Here is a 17,121-nt window from a genome sequence, read left to right as displayed (position 1 = left end):
ATCGGACATTTAAAAACCGATTTTAGGCTGGCAAAAAATTACTTCATGGGAGAAACGGGACCACAAATCAATGCATTACTAGCTGCAACCGCTTGGAACATGAAGAAAATGATGGAACTACTGAAACAGAAAATTATTTTCTTATTTTATAAGATACAAATTATGCTGTTTTCTAATCCTGTTTTTAAATATAAATTAAATAGTGGGTTTTGTTAAGGAACGACTAAATATACTCATCCGATGAAAAACTATATTGTAATATCTTTATTTTTAGTAACCCTACTTTCTCTAGGAGCTTGTAAAAATGAAACTCCACAAAAATTAACCGAAGGCAAAACTAAAAAGGAAATTGTTTCTTTCGCGCCAAAAGTTACGGGTAGAATTTTAAAAATTTATGTAGAAGAAGGACAAACGGTAAAAGCAGGAGATACCCTCGCAATGTTAGACGTACCCGAAGTTACAGCGAAAATTGCTCAAGCAAAGGGAGCAACTGCCGCTGCCGCCGCACAAGCACAAATGGCAAAAAATGGCGCAACTGCAGATCAACTTCGTCAGTTACGAGCCAAACAAAAGGGTTTAGCGGAACAATATCAGTACGCTCAAAAATCCTTTAGAAGAGCGCAAAATATGTACAAAGACAGTCTGCTTTCTCCACAAAATTATGATGAGGCTTTCGCAAAATTACAAGGCGCAAAAGCTCAATATGAAGCTGCAAACGCAGAATTGCACGATGTAGAAATCGGTACAAGATTAGAAAAAATAGAAATGGCGATAGGTCAAGAAAACCAAGCGAGAGGCGTTCTCCAAGAAGCCAATGTTGCCTATTCTGAAAGATATATTATCGCAACCAATGATATGGAAATTGAAACCATTTCTTTAAATGTAGGCGAATTGGCAACTGCCGGTTATGCGTTATTTAACGGCTACATTCCGAACTCTACTTATTTCCGTTTTACCATTCCAGAAAGTAAAATTTCTAAATATCAAAAAGGAATGACCGTGAATATGAAATCTACATACGGAAATCAAGAGTTTTCAGGGAAAATAGTTTCTATCAAGCAATTGACAAAATATGCAGATATTACCACTGCTTTCCCAGATTATCAACCAGATGATGCGGTTTACGAAATTAAAGTAATTCCTACAGATAGAGCAAAAGTGAATAATATTTTGGTGAATTCTAGCGTAACTTTAAAATAATCTTAACTAAAAACCGCAAAAGCTCCAAAAGAAATGTTTGAAAATAAGCAATTCAAAAGTAAAAAAAGTTTTTTTTCTTTTGGAAAACTTTAAAACGGAAAAGCTTTTGTCTCTTTTGTGGTTAAAAAAAATAAAATTTAGAAAAAATGAAACAGTTAAGATACCTTTTAAAAAGAGAGTTTCATTTGTTCTTCACGAACAAAACGATGCTTTCTGTATTTTTTATGGCGCCCATATTCTACGCGCTTTTGTTAGGTTTTACTTATGAAAAGGGAAAAGTAACGGATATTCCCGTGATTGTAATTAATCATGACCAAACGCCCTTGTCTAACCAAATCGTAGATATGTTAGGGGATAATAATACCCTGAAAGTGCTGAATTATGTAGAAGAACCAGCGATTTTGAAAGACGAGGTCATCAAAACAGAAGCTGGAGCAGTGGTAATTATTCCAGAGCATTTCGAAGCCAATATGCTGCAAAAGAAATATCCAGAAATTAACGTCTATGTCAATACCTCGAATGTGTTGACAGCTAATTTCGCTTCAAAAGCGATTCAACTTACCTTGGGAACTTTTTCAGCAGGTGCAGAAATGAAAGCTTTGCAAAAAAAAGGGATGAATGCAGACCAAGCAAAAGCCAATATAGAACCCTTTAAAGCGAATTATATTACGCTTTTTAACACCACGAGTAATTACTTAATTTTCATGTGGCCAGCAATGATGGCGGTAGTTTTACAACAGGTAATTCTTTTGGCAATGGCAGTTACGTTTTCAGAAGAATTTAAAAGGGATTCCTTTATTAAGGATTTTGCCGGGAAACACAAATATGCGATTTTGGTAATGGCGATTAAATGTTTACCTGTTTGGATTTTCTCCAATTTAAATATTTTGGTTTTTTACTTATGCAGTTTGTATTTTAAAATTCCACTTCCAGAAAATGCCATGAATTTCTTTCTGATAACAGCAATTTTTGTAGTAGCAGCAACTAATTTAGGTGTTTTGGTGAGTATTTTGGTTCCAGATGCTTTGAAGGCAACACAAATTTTAATGGTAATTGCTTCTCCTGCGTTTATTATCAGTGGATTTACTTGGCCAAATTATGCGATGCCAGATTTCATCACTTATTTCACTAAAATTATTCCTTTAACCCCATATTTAGAAGCTTTGAAAATTATGGTGGTAGAAAAAGGTTCCGATTATTTAACCCAAAAATATTTCTGGCACTTATTTATTCTAGCTTGGATATACTTCATTTTGGGATGGATTGCACTGAAAATCAAAATTAAAATGCTGTTCAAAGAATATAATCTCTCCGAAGATTACGAAGAGTAATATTTCTATAAATCAATATAGTTTTTTTTTTAATGTTTATGAGAAGGCGTTGCAGGTTACTGAAACGCCTTTTTTGTGTAATTTTGCCAGAAATTTAGTTTTCATGAAATTAATTCAAGAACTTAATAAGCACATTAAGGTAAATGCAGAAATAGAGCGTTTTCTAAATGAAGAATGTGAAACAAAAGTCTTTGATAAAGGAGAAATATTGAGCAAGCAGAATCAATACAATCATACTGTTTTCTTTGTAGAGGAAGGCTTGCTGAGAATGTTTTACTACGAAAACGGAAAAGATATCACCACCAATTTTTATTCTGAGGGAAAGATTACCGCTAATATTGATACGCTTTTCAAGAACCAACCTACTCGAAATAACATAGAAACGTTAGAAAAATCGGTAATTACCACTTGTAATTTCAATAAATTAGAGGAACTATGTTCGGTTTCGCTTACTGCGGCAAATTTCAGCAGATATATTCTAGGGAACTTAATGATAGAAATGTCTCGCAGAATTTCGTCGCTGCAATATATGACGGCAAAAGAAAAGTATATCCAACTTTTAGAAGAAAATCCTAACATTATTCTCAGAGCTCCACTCGGAATGATTGCCTCGTATTTGGGCATTTCCCAGGAGACTTTGAGCCGAATTAGAAGTGACATTTAAATTTAAAAGCTGTTTTTATTTCCTAAATTTTATCAAATTTTTAATGTTGTTTTGGCGGACGTTTTAGAAATATCAATTAATTTTATCTTTCTCTTAAAATAAGATCCATGCAAAATATATTTGATGCAAAAGTTGCGCAAGAATACATCAACAGAATCAATAATTTAACACCAGAAACCCAAGGAAAATGGGGCAAAATGAGCGTTGATCAGGTTTTGGCGCACCTTAATGTTGCCTACGAAACGATTTACGAACCCGAAAAACATCCGAAACCAGGCTTTATCGCTGGATTACTTTTAAAGAATTTCGTGAAATCAAAAACAGTGAATGAGCTTCCGTATAAACAAAATCTACCAACCGGTCCAATGTTCATCATTAAAGGAAATAAAAACTTTGATGAAGAAAAAAAACGATTGATAGGTTTCATCCAAAAAACTCAACAGTTGGGAAGTACCGCATTTGATGGGAAAATGTCGCATTCTTTCGGTAAACTTACGGCTCAGGAATGGAACAATATGCTGGCGAAACACCTGAATCATCACTTGGAACAATTTGGCGTTTAAATTTTACAATTACTAAAAACTCAAACATCCATTACCATGAAAAAAATACTTTACCTTTTATTGCTTATCAGCGCTCTTGCTTCTGCTCAAATGCCTGATATCTCTACGGTTTGGCTGAATAATTCAATGCCATACACTGGAACAATTGGTGATCAAAAAGAGGCGATGAAAGTAATGGTGGAAATCTCTGAACAGAACCGAAAAAATGATCAGGAATATTTTCTTTCCGGCTATTCGGTGGTGGAAAATACAAATACAAAATTTGAAGGAAAACTGAAAATAACGAAATACAAAAACGGGAAAAAACGGAGCAGCATTTTCGGTGAATACGAATTTGCGGAAGAACCCAATGGCAAACATTCCGGAATTCTGAAAGGCAAATTTGTTTACACTTTCATGTGGAATGCGAAAACCCAAAAAATCGAAAAACAATACCTTCAGTTTATTGGTGATTGCGCAAGCTACGATGGAAGTTTAACTTATAAAACCAACTGGAAAAACTAATCATCGTAACCAGATAAATTGCTGTTTTTTGGTTTAATTTTTTTAAAAAAGTGCTTTGGTTATGTTTGAGAAAATCTTGAAACGGACGATGTATCTCTTTTAATATAGGAGCAGACTTAAACTTGGAATTTTTAGAAAACCCATCTCGGAATCTTTAATTTCTATCCAAAAAAGATGGCATTAAACAAAAAAACTGCCGAAAAATCAGCAGTTTTTTATTTTTTTTTAAAAGACCTTAATTCAAGCATTTGGATTCTCCAAAATCACCGCATAACCTTGTCCAACGCCGACACACATTGTTGCCAATGCATATTTTTTGCCGTTTTTCTGCAGTTCCAATGCTGCGGAATAAGTTATTCGTGATCCACTCATTCCCAGTGGATGCCCCAATGCGATAGCGCCGCCGTTTACATTCACTCTTGCATCGTCATTCGCAATTCCGAGTTCTTTCAAACACGCAATGCTTTGTGCGGCAAAGGCTTCATTAAGTTCAATAATATCAATTTGATCTAACGTTAAACCAGCTCTTTTCAAAGCTAATTTTGTCGCGTCAACCGGACCAATTCCCATGATTCTCGGTTCTACACCGACTACAGCAGAACACACGATTTTCGCCAAGGGTTTTAAACCATAATTATTCACCGCATCTCCTGAAGCGATGATCATTGCAGCAGCTCCATCGTTCAGTCCGGAAGCATTTCCTGCTGTTACCGTTCCGTTTTCTTTCACGAAAGCGGCGCGCAGTTTTCCTAAAATTTCTAAGTTGCTATTCGGTTTGATGAATTCATCTCTGTTTACCAGAATCGGGTCGCCTTTTCTTTGTGGAATTTGGATGTCGGAAATTTCCTCCGCCAATCTCCCGGATTCCTGTGCCTTTGTGGCTTTCATTTGAGAATTCAAGGCAAATTCATCCTGTTCCTCTCTAGAGATTTTATACATTTCAGCGAGGTTTTCAGCGGTTTTTCCCATCGCTTCTACGCCGTATGTTTTTTCCATTTCCGGATTTATAAAACGCCATCCGAAGCTGGAATCGTACATTTTCTGATCGGTTGCGAACCCGCTCTCCGCCTTGGAAATTACAAACGGACCTCTGGACATTCCTTCCACGCCTCCCGCGATGAAAAGATCGCCTTCACCGGATTTTATCGCACGCATCGCCTGTGCCACCGCACTCATTCCCGAAGCGCAAAGTCGGTTCACCGTTTCTCCCGGCACACTTTCCGGTAGTCCGGCCAAAAGCAAAGCCATTCTTGCGATATTTCGGTTGTCTTCCCCGGCTTGGTTGGCGCATCCTATGATCACATCATCTATTCTGTCCAAAGGCAGTTCAGGATTTTTTGCGATCAGATTTTTGATGACGGAAGCGATTAAATCGTCAGTTCTCACGGCGGCGAGGCTACCTTTGAAGTTTCCGATGGCACTGCGAGTTCCGTCTATAATATATGCGTCTTTACTCATTTTAGATTCATTTTTTTATGGGTAAAAAGATACGCTTTTTATTTATTTTTAATAAACGTCCTCTAGTTTTTGCCGAATCTCAGTATTATTATTTTAAAATTTGCTTTTGGAAAAATTTAATGTTCAACAGAGAAATGATGGTAACCAATAAACCCATGAGGAGGCCGTCCGCGGAAAGAATAACAAAGCATTCTATAGGTAATTTACTACCATCATCGCATTTTTCAATCAATAACAATCGGTGAAAACAGAAAATTTCGGAATAGGGAAAATTATTTTCTTTAAAAAATTATAGAATATTAAGGAACAAATTCCAGCAAAGGAACTATGAAACGATCAAAAACCTCGATATGTGGCGAATGTCCCACATTTTCTAGCTCCACCAATTTTGAATTTTTGATTTTCTTTTGGGTTTCTTTTCCTAAATTTTGGTAAAGTCCCATCAAAGGTTGTAATTCTTTCGGTGCGTTTGCTTTTCCAATTGCGGTTCTGTCGCGCGTTCCGATTATAAGGAGGGTAGGTGCTTTGATGTTTTCAAAGTCGTAAACTACGGGTTGCGTATACACCATATCGGTCGTAAGTGCTGCATTCCAAGCGGTTTTCGCGAAATCCGGATGAATGGTCCACCCTGCGAGTAAATTCAACCATTTGTCGTATTCAGGTTTCCATTTTCCGTCGTAATAAAACTTTAACTGATAATCTTTATAGGACTGATAGGTATTTTTCAGTTCGGAAGCGTAGAGTTTGTCGATGTTTTGGTAAGGTGAAAATTTCCGGTAATCTTCCAGACCTATTGGGTTTTCCAAAATCAGCTTTTCGATACTGTCCGGATACATCACGGCCATTTTCGTGGCGAGCATTCCACCCATCGAATGTCCTAAAAGAATGAATTTATCTATTTTCAAATCATCCAGAATTGTTTTTGTATTCTCTGCCAATTGCTGAAAACTGAACTGATACTGCTGGGGTTTTGATGATTTTCCGAAACCGATCTGATCCGGCATAATCACCCTGAAACCTTCTTTTAAAAGTACTTTTGCAGTTTGCTCGAAATAATATCCGTTGAAATTTTTACCGTGAAGCAAAACGATGGTTTTACCGTTTGCTTTCGCAGGTTTTGCATCCATGAAAGCCATTTTCAAATCCTGTCCCTGTGTTTTCAATATTTTAAACTGAACTAGAAAAGGGTAGTGAACCGTAGACAGTTCCGCATCTAAAGCCTCAATTTTTGGCTGAATTTGCGCATTGAAAAATGTACTGAAAATCAAGAAAATGGAAGAAAAAATCAATGCTAATTTCATTTCGAAAACGTTTTTTACAAAATTACATAATTTAAAAAGAGTCGCGAATAAGCCTTTATTTTATCAGTCTATTAATATGATTTTCACCACTGGTCATAATTTTCATCATCATTCAGATAATTTGTTTTTTCGCCAATTTTCGGGGTGAGGATTCTCTTATTTTCGATATTAAATTCCATTATTTTTTCATGTGGTTCCTTCCATGGATGTGTTGCCAGAGCGAATTTCGAGTTGTGTACCGGAATCAATCTTTTGGCGTTGAGATCTTCCATCGCCTTGATGTTTTCTCCGGGCATCATGTGGATGTATCGCCAATCTTTGTTGTATTGTCCGTTTTCAAGAATTGCCAAATCAAAACTTCGGTATTTCTCACCAATTTTTTTAAAATGATCATCGTAACCGCTGTCGCCACCGATATACACTCTTTGGTTTGGTGTTTCAAATACAAAACTTGCCCAAATCGCCTGATCACGTTTTAAACCCCGCCCGGAAAAATGCCTGGTCGGTTCACAATATACTTTGAATCCACTTCGCAAATCAGCACTTTCTTTCCAATCCAGTTCGATGATTTTTTTTGGATCATAATTCCAGAATTCCAAGTGTTCGGCGGTTCCGAGCCCGGTAATTACGTGCTTTACCTTTGGACGCAGTTTTTTCACGGTTTCGTAATCCAAATGATCCCAATGATCGTGAGTGATAATCAAATAATCCAATTCCGGAAAGTCATTTGTGGTATAAAGGTCTGTTCCTTCGAAAGCCTTTGCGGTAAAAGATAAGGGCGACGCATTACCGCTGAAAACGGGATCCACGAGGATTTTTTTACCGTCAATTTGTAGGAAATAGGAGGAATGTCCCATCCAGATGAACACATTTTCGTTGGGATCCAAAGATTTCAAATCTGTCTTCTCAAACTTAAAAGCTTGTTGCGGAATTTTATTGGGAGATTTCCCGAAAAGAAAGCGGAACATTACCTCCGGCATCGAGGTATCTTCTGCCAGTTGCGGAGTTGAATTTAGGTTGTCGAATCGTCCGTTTTTATAATGAGGAGAATTTAAAATTCTTTGCAATCGTTCACCGGAAGGCGCTTTCCCGAATTGGGGTTGACGAAGAAAAAGAAAAGTCGACAATGCCATAATTCCGATGAAAATGAGAAATAGGATCATGATTTTTTTAAATAAAAGCATTTTTACAAATTTATTTGCACTGTAGAATGAGACGAACAATTGTAAATTTTACTTTAAAATTGCGATCAAATGTAGATTAAAATTCAGAAATGAGCTAAATCATCCTAATATTTTTTATTCTTATTCAATAATTTCAGTAACTTTATTACAATCAAAAAATCTAATATTATGCACGAAAATGTAACTGTAAAGCAAAGAGTAAATGCCCCTGTCGAAAAGGTTTGGAATGCTTTGACCGATAAAGCGCAGATGAAAGAATGGTATTTTGATATTTCCGATTTTGAACTCGGGATTCACAATGAACTCAATTTTTTTGAGCCGGGCGATGAAAAAAAATACCATCATCACGGAGAAATTCTGGAACTGATTCCGAATGAAAAATTGAAACATACTTGGTCTTATCCGGAATTTTCTAAAGAAAAAACTATCGTAAAATGGGAATTAGAAAAAGACGGAGACGAAACCGTTGTCACCGTAACCCATAAAGGTTTGGAGAATTTTGCTCATCTTGGAAAAGATTTTCAAAAAGAAAGTTTCCAGCAAGGTTGGAACGAAATTCTAGGAAAAAGTTTAAAAGAATTTGTTGAAAAATAATTTTGTTTCAATACAATTTTACACGCTTTTTTTATAACCTGCTCCATTTTTCGGGCGGGTTTTTTGTGAAGTCTTTCTGGAATTGATAGTTTGAATTTTCCTCAGATGCAAATTTTATTTAAAGAAATTTTACCTTAATTTTACAAAAATTCTCTGCTTCATGTATCTAATTTTTGACACAGAAACCACAGGTTTACCTAAAAATTTCAATGCACCATTAACCGATTCTGACAATTGGCCAAGAATGGTACAAATTGCGTGGCAACTTCATGCACAAGATGGTACATTGCTTGAAAATCAGGATTATATCATAAAACCTGAAGGGTATGATATTCCCTTTAATGCTACTAGAATTCACGGAATTTCAAACAAAATGGCGAATGAAGAAGGTAGAGATTTGGCTGAAGTTTTGGAAGAATTTAAAGATGTTCTTCAAAAAGCAAAAGTAGTTGCCGGTCACAATATCGATTTCGATTACAACATCGTTGGTGCCGAATTTTTTCGAAAAGACATGGATAATGTTTTAGAGAAAATTCCTTCGGCAGATACCATGGAACTCGGTACGGAATTTTGTCAGTTGGGAGGTGGAAAAAACGGCAGATACAAATCTCCGAAATTGGTAGAATTATTCGAAAAACTATACGGAGAGCAGTTTGATGAAGCGCACAATGCTGCGGCAGACGTGAATGCAACTGCACAAGTTTTCTTCGAAATGATGCGAAAAGATTTAATTTCGGCAGAAAAACTTCTTATTTCTGATGCCGAATTGCAGGAATTTATCAAAAATCACCCGAATCCTTTTCCGCCTTTTGGGATTATTATTCGGAGACAAGTTGCGGACTCTAAAAAGAAGAAAAAAGTAGATTTCGGTTCCTTTGATGAAATTGAAATTGGAGATTATTTTAATTTTCATAATCATAGTATTTATTCATCGTTGCAGGCTTCTTCAAATATTTCGGACTTGGTAGATAAAGCAATTCGAAATGATTTTGCCGCAGCAGGTTTGGTGGATTTGGGAAATATGATGGGTGCTTTTAAATTTGTTTCTGAAGTAGAAAAAGCCAATGGAAACATCAAAAAAGCATACCAAGAATATCTTGATAAAAAACAAAAAGCAGATGAAGACGGTGTAGAGTTTAATGAAGTTGAACCTAGGAAAACACCATTAATTCCAATTATCGGTTGCGAATTTTATATTTCTGACCGACCGGAACAAAAACAATTTACCAAAGACGATCCCGACCGAAGAACGAATGTCGTATTGCTGGCAAAAAACTTCAAAGGTTACAAAAATCTGGCAAAACTTTCGAGTTTAGGCTATGTTAATGGTTTCTATTTTGGAGTTCCTAGGATTTCCAGAAAAATGATCGCAGAGTATAAAGAAGATTTAATTGCTTTCACCGCGGGAACTTCAGGAGATATTCCCAGCACGATATTGGAATTTGGTGAGCAAAAAGGGGAAGAAATATTCAAATGGTGGAAAGATACTTTTGGTGATGATTTTTATGTACAACTTCAGAACCATCAAGTAGAAGAAGAAGAGCATTTGAATGAAGTGCTCTTGGAATTTGCCGAAAAATATGAAGTGAAAATTCTTGCTCAAAACGAAACGTTCTACACCGAAAAATCCGATGCGAATATCCAGGATATTTTATATTGTATAAAAGATGGTGAAAAGTTGTCTTCGCCTGTAGGAAAGGGTTTTGGTAAGAGAAGAGGTTTGCCGAGCAGCGAATATTATATTAAAGATTCCGATGATCTTCGGCAGGCTTTCATCCAGTTCCCCGATGCATTTGAAGCGTACACGGAATTGCTGGCGAAATTTGAACCCTATACTCTTAAAAGAGATGTTTTGTTGCCAGAATTCGATATTCCTAAGGAATTTTTAAGTGAAGAAGACAAAATTGATGGCGGAAAACGTGGCGAAAATGCTTATTTAAGACATTTAACCTATGACGGAGCCAAGAAAAAATACGAAGAAATTACTGATGAGATCAGGGATCGTTTAGATTTCGAACTTGAAGTTATTGCAAAAACCGGATACCCAGGATATTTTCTTATCGTGCAGGATTTCTGTAACGAAGCTCGAAAAATGGGTGTTTGGGTAGGTCCCGGACGTGGTTCTGCTGCGGGATCTGCTGTAGCTTATTGTACCGGAATCACCAATGTGGATCCTATTAAGTATGATTTGCTATTTGAGCGTTTTCTTAATCCGGAAAGGATTTCCATGCCCGATATCGATATCGATTTCGATGATGAAGGTCGAGATAAAATCATCAAATGGGTGGTTGAAAAATATGGTAAATCGAATGTTGCACAAATCATAACTTATTCGATTCTCGGTGGGAAATCTGCCATAAAAGATGCCGGAAGAGTGCTGGATGTTTCGATTCCGGAAACCAATAATATTGCGAAATTAGTGCCTTCCACACCCGGAATGAATATTGCAAAAGCACTTTCGAAATTCGACAAATTAAACCCGGAAGACAAAATGCTCGCACAGGAAATGAAAGACATTTTAGAGAATCCCAATGATGAACGATTTCAAGTTCTTTCTGCGGCACAAAGAATGGAAGGCTGCATTAGAAATACCGGAATTCACGCGTGCGGCGTAATCATCACACCCGAAGATATTTCCAATTTGGTTCCTATTACCATTGCAGCGAAGGATCCTGATATTTTGGTTTCTCAGTTCGATAACTCGGTGGCGGAAAGTGCTGGTTTGCTGAAAATGGATTTCCTTGGTTTGCGAACGCTTACCATCATCAAACATGCCATTAAACTGATCAACGAAAGACATAATGTCGATATCGATCCCGATTTAATTCCTTTGGATGATTTGAAAACTTTTCAGTTGTTTCAAGAAGGTAGAACCGTCGGGATTTTCCAATATGAAAGTCCGGGAATGCAAAAATACATGCGCGAATTGAAGCCAACAAAGTTTGCGGATTTAATTGCCATGAACGCACTGTATCGTCCGGGTCCGATTAAGTATATTCCAAACTTCATCAACCGGAAAAACGGACTTGAAGAAACGGTTTATGATTTAGATGAAACCAAAGAATACCTTGAGGAAACCTATGGAATTACCGTTTATCAGGAACAGGTAATGCTTTTGTCTCAAAAATTGGCCAATTTTACCAAAGGTGAAGCGGATACATTGCGAAAAGCGATGGGTAAAAAGCAAAAAGATGTTCTAGATAAAATGTATCCGAAATTTATTGAAGGTGGAGAAAAAAACAACCTCGATGTCGATAAACTCAATAAAATTTGGAAAGACTGGGAAGCTTTTGCAGAATATGCTTTCAACAAATCGCACTCGACTTGTTACGCGCTAATCGCCTATCATACCGCTTATCTTAAAGCCAATTATCCGGCAGAATATATGGCGAGTGTGATGACCAATAACCTGAATAACACCAAGCAAATCACCATGTTCATGGAAGATTGCAAAGGGATAGGAGTCGATGTTTTGGGTCCGTCAGTGAATGAATCGCAGTACGAATTTGCGGTAAATGATAAAGGACAAATTCGTTTCGGTTTGGGAGCGATAAAAGGAATTGGTGAAGGACCGAGTGAAGCGATTGTGAACGCCAGAATCAACGGAAGATTTACCAATATTTATGATTTTTTCGAGAAAGTTCCTTCACCACAAATCAACAAAAGAGTAGTGGAAAGTTTGGTGATTGCTGGAGCTTTTGATGAGGTTGATCGCTATCATCGTGCACAATATTTTGACATTGATATTTCCGGAAGAACCAATCTGGAAAGGCTTTTGAGATACGGACAAAGTTTTCAAGATAGCAAAAATGAAATCGAAAATTCTCTTTTTGCAGATTTCGCTGAAGAAGTGAAAATTGAACCACCGAAAATCAATCCGGCTCCCGAATGGCAGAATATGCACATGCTGAATAAAGAAAAAGAAATTATTGGGTTTTACCTTTCTGCGCATCCTTTGGATGAATATAAATATCAGTTCAAATTCATGCAGGGCGCACTCAGCAAAAAAGAAATTCTGGAATCTAAAAAAGACGATGAAATCGAATTAGAAAAAGTAATTGTACCAATCGATATCGCTGATGTTGCCGATGAAGATGATGGTTTGCTTGATATGGTGAGTGATATTTTGGAAGGCGAAGAAGATGTGTTGATGGAAGATGCTCCAAAAAAAGCCGAACCAAAAGGAAGTTTCAATTTTCTAAATTTAGATGAAGTAGATGCTTTTAAAGACACCGTTGCAAATCAGCAACCCGATCTTTTCAACAATGATAAACTCAACTGGAAAGAAAAACAGGCCATGAAAAACAATACACCGGAATACATGGTCGCAGGTTTGGTAACCGAATATGTAGTGAAAGACGGGAAAAACAGCGGCGAAAAAATCGCATTTATTACTTTGGAAGATTACAGCGGAAGTTACAGTTTCCGGCTTGGAGATCGCGATTATATGAGACTTCGCGACCGAATTGATGTGCAGCGTTTTGTGATTTTCAAAATAAAATTTGCGGTGTTAAACGATGGTAGAGTTTTCGTCAACGTCAGTGAAGTGATCGATTTAAAAGATGCTTTTGAAAAATTTGCTAAGAAAATGACCATCGTCATCGATATTAATGATTTAAGGAGAGAAGATATTTTATTCTTCAAAGAAAATTTCTTAGAAAATGAAGGCGAACAAAAACTCAATTTCCTGGTGAAAAACCCTGAAGATCAATCCAATATTGAGCTGATGGCGATGCGTTCGCAAGTTAATATCAATGGTGATTTGCTGGAAGTGATTCATAACCTTCACAAATATGATGTTTTCTTAAACTAGAAATAAAACAAGAAAATTGATTAAAGTCCGAAATACTTAATTACCTCGCTTTCACTAAGTACGCTAAAAGGGAAAGAAATTGGTAAGGGAGCGGCTTTCACGGGGATGATGCGCCAGTTGGGAGGTTCATTCGGAATCGCGGCAATTACCACTTTCATCTCCAATCAAACTTCCATTCATCGGGAAAATATTGCACAGCATTTAGATGCCAACAGTTTTGATGTTCAGCAGAAAGTGGTCGCATTGCAAGCAAGTTTTATGGCAAAAGGGTATTCACCCGATGTAGCTTTGCAATCTGCCTATAAACTTCTCGATTTGAATGTGCTGAAACAAGCATCAGTTCTGTCTTACATGGATTTTTTCCTGTATTTGGGGCTGCTTTTCTTGGTTTGTATTCCTTTCGTTTTATTCGTGAAAGAAAGAAAAGGCAGGGAACCAATCGACCTTGGCGATGCAATGCATTACTGATAAAATAGTTTTTTAATAGTTAGTTTTTATTTTAAAGCGGTTTTAGACTAGATTCTAAAACCGCTTTTTTTATTTAAAAATACTGAAAGTCTTTATTTACCAGCGTTTTCTTCTTACATAAATGAAAGTGAGCAAGGCAATGAAAGCCATCACTCCAAGGGTAATAAAATAACCAAGCGGTTGACGAAGTTCCGGCATATTTTCGAAATTCATTCCATAAATTCCCGCAATAAAAGTAATCGGGAAAAAATACATCGAGTAGATCGCAAGTACCTTCATCACTTGGTTGGCGCGTTGGTCGCTCATCGCGAGATACATCGAAATCAAGTTGGTCACCTGCGAATTGAGGTGTTCGAAATCGGCAATTACATCTTTATGTTTGTCTTTCAAATCGGTAATTTGGGCTTCTCCGAGTTCCAATGTTTTAAATTTATCAATCCAATCAGTGGAAATATTCAAGATTCGGGCATTCAGTCCCGATTTTCTTTTCAGTTTATACAATCGGCGAATTTGGTTTGGGCTGTTCGTATTTTTCAGGAAGATTTCATTCTCGATATTATCCATCGTTTCCATCAGGTTTTGCGACTCGTCATCGAAGGATTTCATTACTTTCAAAGCAAGATTTAAAGCGATTTTTTCCGCGGTAACTTCTTTATTTTCAGGACGCAGAATTTCCTTTTTAAATTCATAAATACTTCGATTCTTCATCCGGTGAATGGTAATGATAATATTTCCAATCAGAAAAACCCCCAGTTTAGTAGAGATATCGCTGATGGTATTCAGGTGAGACCTTTCCAATTCAGTATTTTCGCGCATCAGAAAAAATTTCACATCATCATCCTGTTCAAATTTCGGGAGATGGTTTGGGTCTATCGTGTCTTCCAAAAGTAGTTGATTGATTTTATATCTTTCATGTAAAAAAAGCAAATCTTCCGGAGTCGGAGCTTCCACATCAATCCATTCGCAATGGTCGTTTCGGTAAATAATTTCTATTGGCATTCAACAAATTTAACAATATTTTCAATGTAAAAATTAAAGCTTTATTTGATATTTTAAATAAAATTTATCTTTGCCAAAATTAAAAGTATTTCATGACTAAAAGTATTATCAAAGGAATTGGGCACTATGTTCCGGAAAACGTAGTCACCAATGACGATTTGTCGAAACTTATGGCCACCAATGACGAGTGGATCACCGAAAGAACCGGTATCAAAGAAAGACATCACCGAAAAAACCGAAACGTTTCCGAAGAAACTACCGCGTTTCTAGCCTTTAAAGCATCGCAAAAAGCCCTGAATATGGCCGGTTTATCTGCGAAAGACATCGATTATATAGTATTTGCGACCCTTTCACCTGATTATTATTTCCCGGGATGTGGCGTTTTGCTTCAAGAAATGCTCGGTTGCGATACCATCGGAGCGTTGGATGTAAGAAATCAATGTTCCGGATTTGTGTATGCGATGAGTGTTGCAAATGCTTTCATTAAATCTAAAATGTACAAAAATATCTTGGTCGTAGGCGCAGAAGTTCATTCTTTCGGATTGGATTTTTCCGATGCGGGTCGTGGCGTTTCTGTAATTTTTGGAGATGGAGCAGGAGCGGTGATTTTGTCCGCCTCTGAAGATGAAAATGCAGGGGATATTTTGAGTACAAACATGCATTCTGAAGGGAAATATGCAGATGAATTGTGTACCAAATTTCCGGGTTCAAAATACGGCTGGAGCGACAGAATGCGTTTGGAACCTGAAAACGTGACCGATGCTGAGATTTATCCGGTGATGAATGGAAATTTCGTATTCAAACATGCGGTGACCAGATTCCCGGAAACCATGATGGAAGCGTTGAACGCAGCAGGAAAAACCATGGAAGATTTAGATATGTTTATTCCACACCAAGCGAATTTGAGAATTGCCCAGTTTGTACAGCAAAAAATGGGACTTCCGGAAGATAAAGTCTTCAATAATATTCAGAAATACGGGAATACCACGGCTGCATCAATTCCGATTGCATTGAGCGAGGCCATCGAACAAGGTAAAGTGAAAAGAGGAGATTTGGTGCTTCTTTCCGCCTTCGGAAGTGGATTTACTTGGGGTTCGGTATTGTTTGAATTTTAATTAAATTGGATCAAACAAAAACCACTTTCATTTTCTGGAAGTGGTTTTTTATTTAAAGTAAAATTCTGAATTTCTACTAATCGAAAACTTCAAAATCAATTCCGTCGAAACTTGCAAAAACCATGGTAGGATAAGAATCTTGGTGGAAAAAATTCCCTGATTGATCGATCGCGATGGCTCCTGCAAATCCGTCGATTTCCTTTAATTCTTGAAAAGTCTTTTCAAAAGCTTTTTCTATTGGCATTCCATCCGAAACTCGAGTCACAATTTTCGCCGCGGTAGCATTGCTCACGATGTCTTCGCCAACTCCGGTGCAGCTCACCGCGCAGTGTTGATTGGCAAAATTCCCGGCAACGGTCGCTGAATCGGATATTCTGCCAACGATTTCAAAACCTTTTCCTCCGGTAGATGTTGCCGCAGCCAATTTTCCGTTGTTGTCAAGGGCAACACAACCTACGGTTCCTTTTCCGCCATTTTTCAGTTTGGCTTCGTATTCTTTTCTGCGTTGAGGAATTTCGGTAGAAAAATCTTCAAAACCATGTTCCAGTGCGTATTTTTTAGCACCTTCACCTCCTAAAACACGATCTTGTTCTTGCATTAGAACCTGTGCAACTTTAATCGGATTTTTTACGTTTTCTATATTGATCACTCCCGAAAATTTCTGGGTTTCTCCGTTCATTAATGAAGCACTCATCCGAATTTTTCCGTCACTTTGGATTTGTGAACCAATTCCGGCATTGAACAACGGATCGTCTTCCAACAAAGAAACTGTATAAACCACCGTTTCTTCAGCAGAATGATTTTGCAAGAATTCAAATCCTTTCGTTGCGATTTCTTTCAGGGAATTTTGTTTGGCAACTTTCACCTCATGGCTTTGGTCGCTTTCGGAAAAAAATCCGCCGTGGATGATAATCTTCATCTTGTGTT

Annotated in this window: 14 protein-coding genes and 1 pseudogene; 10 read left to right on the top strand and 5 right to left on the bottom strand. The window is 37.3% G+C overall.

Annotated elements, in window-relative coordinates; all coding sequences use genetic code 11:
• From AP75_RS14220 to AP75_RS04205, 6 genes and pseudogenes are all read left to right on the top strand, one after another.
• Nucleotides 1–216: pseudogene (locus AP75_RS14220) on the top strand (hypothetical protein); the annotation flags it as partial.
• Nucleotides 217–240: 24 nt separating this feature from the next.
• Nucleotides 241–1,200, top strand: coding sequence for an HlyD family secretion protein (locus AP75_RS04225; RefSeq protein ID WP_088263676.1), 960 nt, complete (start codon nucleotides 241–243; stop codon nucleotides 1,198–1,200).
• Nucleotides 1,201–1,346: 146 nt separating this feature from the next.
• Nucleotides 1,347–2,531 carry an ABC transporter permease gene (locus AP75_RS04220; RefSeq protein WP_031502623.1) on the top strand — a complete coding sequence of 395 codons (1,185 nt, stop codon included), beginning with the start codon at nucleotides 1,347–1,349 and terminating at the stop codon, nucleotides 2,529–2,531.
• 103 nt (nucleotides 2,532–2,634) lie between these two features.
• On the top strand, nucleotides 2,635–3,195 hold the full coding sequence (locus AP75_RS04215; protein WP_143755808.1) for a Crp/Fnr family transcriptional regulator: 561 nt from the start codon (nucleotides 2,635–2,637) through the stop codon (nucleotides 3,193–3,195).
• 107 nt (nucleotides 3,196–3,302) lie between these two features.
• Nucleotides 3,303–3,758, top strand: a complete 456-nt coding sequence (locus AP75_RS04210; RefSeq protein ID WP_088263675.1) for a DUF1569 domain-containing protein — start codon at nucleotides 3,303–3,305, stop codon at nucleotides 3,756–3,758.
• A 36-nt stretch (nucleotides 3,759–3,794) separates the two neighbouring features.
• Nucleotides 3,795–4,262 carry a hypothetical protein gene (locus AP75_RS04205; RefSeq protein WP_031502619.1) on the top strand — a complete coding sequence of 156 codons (468 nt, stop codon included), beginning with the start codon at nucleotides 3,795–3,797 and terminating at the stop codon, nucleotides 4,260–4,262.
• Between the two features lie 240 nt (nucleotides 4,263–4,502).
• On the opposite strand, the gene AP75_RS04200 is transcribed toward AP75_RS04205, so the two are convergent.
• From AP75_RS04200 to AP75_RS04190, 3 genes are all read right to left on the bottom strand, one after another.
• Nucleotides 4,503–5,720 (bottom strand): 3-oxoadipyl-CoA thiolase, encoded by a 1,218-nt coding sequence (locus tag AP75_RS04200; protein WP_031502616.1) that lies wholly within the window; start codon nucleotides 5,718–5,720, stop codon nucleotides 4,503–4,505.
• Nucleotides 5,721–6,019: 299 nt separating this feature from the next.
• Nucleotides 6,020–7,021, bottom strand: coding sequence for an alpha/beta fold hydrolase (locus AP75_RS04195; RefSeq protein WP_088263674.1), 1,002 nt, complete (start codon nucleotides 7,019–7,021; stop codon nucleotides 6,020–6,022).
• Nucleotides 7,022–7,104: 83 nt separating this feature from the next.
• Nucleotides 7,105–8,184 carry an MBL fold metallo-hydrolase gene (locus tag AP75_RS04190; protein ID WP_242589760.1) on the bottom strand — a complete coding sequence of 360 codons (1,080 nt, stop codon included), beginning with the start codon at nucleotides 8,182–8,184 and terminating at the stop codon, nucleotides 7,105–7,107.
• A gap of 189 nt (nucleotides 8,185–8,373) precedes the next feature.
• Here AP75_RS04190 and AP75_RS04185 point away from each other — a divergent pair, with 189 nt between their 5' ends.
• The 3 genes from AP75_RS04185 (at nucleotide 8,374) to AP75_RS04175 (ending at nucleotide 14,080) form a co-directional block, all read left to right on the top strand.
• Nucleotides 8,374–8,799 (top strand): SRPBCC family protein, encoded by a 426-nt coding sequence (locus AP75_RS04185; RefSeq protein ID WP_031502700.1) that lies wholly within the window; start codon nucleotides 8,374–8,376, stop codon nucleotides 8,797–8,799.
• A 160-nt stretch (nucleotides 8,800–8,959) separates the two neighbouring features.
• The gene (dnaE, locus tag AP75_RS04180; RefSeq protein WP_088263672.1) at nucleotides 8,960–13,612 is read left to right on the top strand and encodes a DNA polymerase III subunit alpha; all 4,653 of its coding nucleotides are present in this window, start codon (nucleotides 8,960–8,962) and stop codon (nucleotides 13,610–13,612) included.
• Between the two features lie 105 nt (nucleotides 13,613–13,717).
• Entirely contained in the window at nucleotides 13,718–14,080 is a 363-nt protein-coding gene (locus tag AP75_RS04175) for a hypothetical protein (protein WP_031502697.1), read from the top strand.
• A 96-nt stretch (nucleotides 14,081–14,176) separates the two neighbouring features.
• Here AP75_RS04175 and AP75_RS04170 read toward each other — a convergent pair whose 3' ends face one another.
• Nucleotides 14,177–15,079 (bottom strand): magnesium transporter CorA family protein, encoded by a 903-nt coding sequence (locus AP75_RS04170; protein ID WP_031502695.1) that lies wholly within the window; start codon nucleotides 15,077–15,079, stop codon nucleotides 14,177–14,179.
• Between the two features lie 92 nt (nucleotides 15,080–15,171).
• Here AP75_RS04170 and AP75_RS04165 point away from each other — a divergent pair, with 92 nt between their 5' ends.
• Nucleotides 15,172–16,194, top strand: coding sequence for a 3-oxoacyl-ACP synthase III family protein (locus AP75_RS04165; RefSeq protein WP_031502693.1), 1,023 nt, complete (start codon nucleotides 15,172–15,174; stop codon nucleotides 16,192–16,194).
• A gap of 76 nt (nucleotides 16,195–16,270) precedes the next feature.
• On the opposite strand, the gene AP75_RS04160 is transcribed toward AP75_RS04165, so the two are convergent.
• Nucleotides 16,271–17,113 (bottom strand): isoaspartyl peptidase/L-asparaginase, encoded by an 843-nt coding sequence (locus AP75_RS04160; protein WP_031502691.1) that lies wholly within the window; start codon nucleotides 17,111–17,113, stop codon nucleotides 16,271–16,273.
• Nucleotides 17,114–17,121: the final 8 nt, after the last annotated feature.

Source organism: Kaistella haifensis DSM 19056, assembly GCF_000735695.2.
GTDB classification, from domain to species: Bacteria; Bacteroidota; Bacteroidia; order Flavobacteriales; family Weeksellaceae; genus Kaistella; species Kaistella haifensis.
This window is presented reverse-complemented; position numbering and strand designations above follow the sequence as displayed.